The following is a 3887-nucleotide window of genomic DNA, read 5'->3' on the forward strand; positions in this document are numbered from 1 at the left end:
GGTTGGTGCGCCCCCTAAATGGCGATCGTCCCTAACGTTCTGGTTGCTGCCGACGGCGTGTCGGCAGCCAGAACGTTAGGGACGATCGGTAGGGGGAGACTGGGCGCGGCCTCCTCCGGGGCGCGTGGCACGCTGGGGCCATGACGCGGGTTGTGGTGGTCGGTGGCGGGATCTCAGGTCTGGTCGCCGCGTACCGGTTGGCCGCTGACGGCGACCGCGAGGTGATCGTGCTGGAGGGCAGCAGCCGGATCGGCGGCAAGCTGCGCACCGAGGTCGTCGCCGGCGTGCGGGTCGACGTGGGCGCCGAGGCGATGTTGAACCGTCGCCCCGAGGGCGTCTCCCTGGCCCGCGAGCTGGGGCTGGAGATCGTTCACCCGACGCCTGCCTCGTCGCGGATCTGGTCGCGCGATGAGCTGCGGGCGATGCCACGCTCGTTGATGGGCGTGCCGATGGACCTCGAGGGGCTGCGTGCCTCCGGCCTGCTCACGCCGGCCGGGCTGGCTGCGGTCGAGGCGGAGCGTCTGCTCGGGCCCGAGGAGATCGACGGTGACGTCTCGGTCGGCGAGCTGCTGGCCCGCCGCTGCGGCGAGGAGGTGGTCGACCAGCTCACCGAGCCGCTGCTGGGCGGGGTCTACGCCGGGCATGCCCATCGCATCTCGGCAGCCGCCGCGGTGCCGCAGCTGCTGGAGCTGGTGCGCCGCGGCTCGCTGGTCGAGCAGGCGGCCGCGTTGCCGACCTCCGACGTGCCGGTCTTCGCCGGCCTGGCCGGTGGGATGGGGCAGCTGCCCGATCGGATCGCCGAGCTCGGCGGCTTCACCGTGCGCCGCAACGCCCCGGTGCGCGCGGTGCGGCGGCTGGACCCCGGGTTCGAGCTGGAGATCGGTGCCGCGGCGAGCGGTGCCGAGGCGCTGCGGGCCGCGGGCGACGCCGTCCCGGGGCTGCCGTTCACCGAGACGATCCAGGCCGACCAGGTGGTGCTGGCGACGCCGTCCGCGCCGAGCGCGCGGCTGCTGGCCGACCTCGCGCCGGCGGCCTCGCGGCTGCTGGCCTCCTGCGAGACCGCGTCGGTGGTGGTGGTGACCTTCGCCTTCCGGGCCGCGGACCTGGCCGGACTCGCCGCACTCGACGGATCGGTCTCCGGGTTCCTGGTGCCGCCCAGTGAGAGCCGCCGGATCAAGGCCTCGACGTTCTCGTTCGGCAAGTGGTCCTGGGTGCGCGACGCCGGCCGGGGCGCCCTCGACGGCGAGGACGTGGTGCACCTGCGCACCTCGCTGGGCCGACATGGTGAGGCGGTCGGGCTGCAAGCGAGCGACGACGAGCTGGTCGCCTGGTCGCTGGCCGATCTGGAGAGCGCTACCGGGCTGCGGGCGCGGCCCGTCGACGTCCACGTGCAGCGCTGGGGTGGCGGCCTCCCGCAGTACCCGGTGGGCCACCTCGAGAAGGTCGCCGCGATCCGCGCCGCGGTCGCCGAGGTGCCGGGCCTGGCCGTGTGCGGTGCCGTCTACGACGGCGTCGGGATCCCGGCCTGCATCGGCTCCGCGGAGCGTGCTGCTGCCTCGCTCACCGCGAGCTAGCCAGCCCCTGGCAACGCAAGAGCCCCCGAGAGCTGCGTGAGTTCTCGGGGGCTATCTGTCGTCGGCGTCAGGGAAGCTGCGCCAGCAGGTCGGTCACCGAGGTGCGGGCGCCGGTGTAGAACGGGATCTCCTCGCGCACGTGGCGACGGGCGTCCGAGGCGCGCAGGTGGCGCATCAGGTCGACGATCCGGTCGAGCTCGTCGGCCTCGAAGGCGAGCAGCCACTCGTAGTCGCCCAGCGCGAAGGAGGAGACGGTGTTGGCGCGCACGTCCTTGTAGTCGCGGGCCATCTTGCCGTGCTCGGCCAGCATCCGGCGACGCTCGCCGTCCTCGAGCAGGTACCACTCGTAGGAGCGCACGAAGGGGTAGACGCAGACGTGCGCGCGGGCCTCCTCGTCGGCGAGGAAGGCGGGGATGTGGCTCTTGTTGAACTCGGCAGGGCGGTGCAGGGCCATCTGCGACCAGACCGGCTCCAGCCGCCGGCCGAACGCGGTGCGGCGCAGCCGGTTGTAGGCGGACTGCAGCTGCTCGGAGGTGGCCGCGTGCCACCAGACCATCAGGTCGGCGTCCGCGCGCAGGCCGGAGACGTTGTAGGTGCCGCGGACGACGATGTCCTCCTCGGCGAGGGCGTCGAAGAGCGCCTGGACCTCAGTGGCCTCCGCGGCGCGGTCGGCGTCACCGAGGACGTCGCGCAGCTTGAAGACCGACCACATCGTGTACCGGATGGTCTCGTTGAGTTCGCGGGCGCGGGCAGCGTTCGAGGTCATGCCGCCATTGTGCCGAGCCCGGGTGAATCCGGTGACGGAGGGTCCGGGTTGCGTGCGGGCCGCGGATCGGGCAGACTCGTAAACATGAGTACCACGGTCGACATTCGCGGAGGGCTGATCCAGCGCCTCCATGTCGACCTGCTGCGCACCGCCAGCGACCTGTGTCTGTGACGACCTCTCCCGTCACCCACACACGTCCCTGGAGGAACCATGTCTTCTCTGGCAGTCCTGCCATTGCTGGAGGCGCTCCGCGAGATCGCGGACGACCCCGAACTGCTTCACCTGCACGACCCTGACGCGCTGCACCGTCAGCGCACCGAGCTGATCGCCAGCGAGCACCTGCACGCCTGGCTGATCACCTGGCCGCCCGGCAGCAGCTCGGGCTGGCACGACCACGGCGACGCCGGAGGCGCGTTCACCACCATCGCCGGCCGGCTGACCGAGTACAGCCGGGGCGGCGCTGTGCGCAGCGTGGGGGTGCGGGACGCGTGGTCCTTCACCGCCGCGCACGTGCACGACGTCCGCAACCTGGGCACGGTGCCGGCCACCTCGGTCCACGTCTACTCGCCCCGCCTCGCGTCGATGACGCGCTACCGGGTGCTGGGGCGTCTGCTCGACCCGATCGGCGTGGAGCCGGCGGCTGCGGAGTGGGGTGCGGCATGAGCGTCTCGATCGCAGCCCAGGAGTTCGAGGCGTCGGCCTTCGCTCCCGGTGCGGGCACCGAGGTCCCGGGGCGGATCAGCGCCCGGGCCGCGTTCCAGGAGCTGCTGCGCGGCGGCGTGCTGCTGGTGGACGTGCGCAGCGAGATCGCCCGCCGCAGGCAGGGCGGGCCCCATCCGATGCTGTTGCCCCGCGTCGTCGACCGGCATCTGCTGGAGTGGCGCCTCGATCCGCGCAGCGAGACGGCGTGGCCCGAGGCCGCCTACGACGCGCGGGTGGTGGTGCTCAGTGGCGCCGGCCACTCGTCGCAGCCGATCGCCGCTGACCTGCGTGCGCTCGGGATCGGTGCCGCCGTCGACATCGTGGGCGGCTTCGATGCGTGGCGCGCAGCCGGTCTGCCCGTCCGCTCAATGTGACCTGACGGCGGCAGATCCGGCCCCGGGACGACCCTCAGGTCACATGGAGCTGGGGGTCTCCAGGGTGAGCGCGATGCTGTTGATGCAGTAGCGGTCGCCGGTCGGGGTGCCGAACCCGTCGGGGAAGACGTGGCCGAGGTGCGAGCCGCAATTCGCGCAACGCACCTCCGTGCGCTGCATGCCGTGCGAGTTGTCCTCGATGTACTCCACGGTGTCGGTCACCGGCTGGTAGAAGGACGGCCACCCGCAGCCGGAGTGGAACTTGGTGTCAGAGGTGAACAAGGTCGCCTGGCAGGCCTTGCACTTGTAGACGCCGACCGTCTCGGTGTCGGTGTACTCGCCGACGAAGGCGCGCTCGGTGCCCGCTTGGCGCAGCACCTGGAACTCCTCGGGGCTCAACTGCGCCCGCCACTCGGCGTCGCTCTTGTTCACGTTGTAAGCCATGGGACAACGGTAGCGTGAGGCCCATGG

Annotated in this window: 5 protein-coding genes; 3 read left to right on the forward strand and 2 right to left on the reverse strand. The window is 71.9% G+C overall.

All coding sequences use genetic code 11. The features are described 5' to 3' along the window. Positions 1 to 140 precede the first annotated feature (140 nt). Positions 141 to 1574: a protoporphyrinogen oxidase gene (gene hemG / locus ABD151_RS18975; protein WP_343996393.1), complete on the forward strand. Its 1434-nt coding sequence runs from the start codon at positions 141 to 143 to the stop codon at positions 1572 to 1574. Positions 1575 to 1641: 67 nt separating this feature from the next. On the opposite strand, the gene hemQ is transcribed toward hemG, so the two are convergent. Next, positions 1642 to 2340, reverse strand: a complete 699-nt coding sequence (gene hemQ, locus ABD151_RS18980; RefSeq protein ID WP_343996395.1) for a hydrogen peroxide-dependent heme synthase — start codon at positions 2338 to 2340, stop codon at positions 1642 to 1644. Positions 2341 to 2550: 210 nt separating this feature from the next. On the opposite strand from hemQ, the gene ABD151_RS18985 reads away from it, so the two are divergent. Next, positions 2551 to 3003 (forward strand): cysteine dioxygenase, encoded by a 453-nt coding sequence (locus ABD151_RS18985; protein ID WP_343996396.1) that lies wholly within the window; start codon positions 2551 to 2553, stop codon positions 3001 to 3003. Then, a complete protein-coding gene (locus ABD151_RS18990) occupies positions 3000 to 3416 on the forward strand; it encodes a rhodanese-like domain-containing protein (RefSeq protein WP_343996397.1) in 417 nt (138 codons plus the stop codon). Before ABD151_RS18985 ends, ABD151_RS18990 begins: the two co-directional genes overlap by 4 nt. Positions 3417 to 3455: 39 nt before the next feature. Here the strand turns inward: ABD151_RS18990 and msrB are convergent, their stop codons facing one another. Beyond that, entirely contained in the window at positions 3456 to 3860 is a 405-nt protein-coding gene (gene msrB / locus ABD151_RS18995) for a peptide-methionine (R)-S-oxide reductase MsrB (protein ID WP_343996398.1), read from the reverse strand. Between the last annotated feature and the right edge of the window lie 27 nt (positions 3861 to 3887).

The sequence above is a fragment of the Nocardioides dubius genome (assembly GCF_039528155.1).
GTDB classification, from domain to species: Bacteria; Actinomycetota; Actinomycetes; order Propionibacteriales; family Nocardioidaceae; genus Nocardioides; species Nocardioides dubius.

Bases quoted from the DNA above. Each gene is read 5' to 3' on its own strand.
- ABD151_RS18990 (WP_343996397.1), top strand. From the start codon at position 3,000: ATGAGCGTCTCGATCGCAGCCCAGGAGTTCGAGGCGTCGGCCTTCGCT.
- ABD151_RS18985 (WP_343996396.1), top strand. From the start codon at position 2,551: ATGTCTTCTCTGGCAGTCCTGCCATTGCTGGAGGCGCTCCGCGAGATC.
- msrB (WP_343996398.1), bottom strand. From the start codon at position 3,860: ATGGCTTACAACGTGAACAAGAGCGACGCCGAGTGGCGGGCGCAGTTG.
- hemQ (WP_343996395.1), bottom strand. From the start codon at position 2,340: ATGACCTCGAACGCTGCCCGCGCCCGCGAACTCAACGAGACCATCCGG.
- hemG (WP_343996393.1), top strand. From the start codon at position 141: ATGACGCGGGTTGTGGTGGTCGGTGGCGGGATCTCAGGTCTGGTCGCC.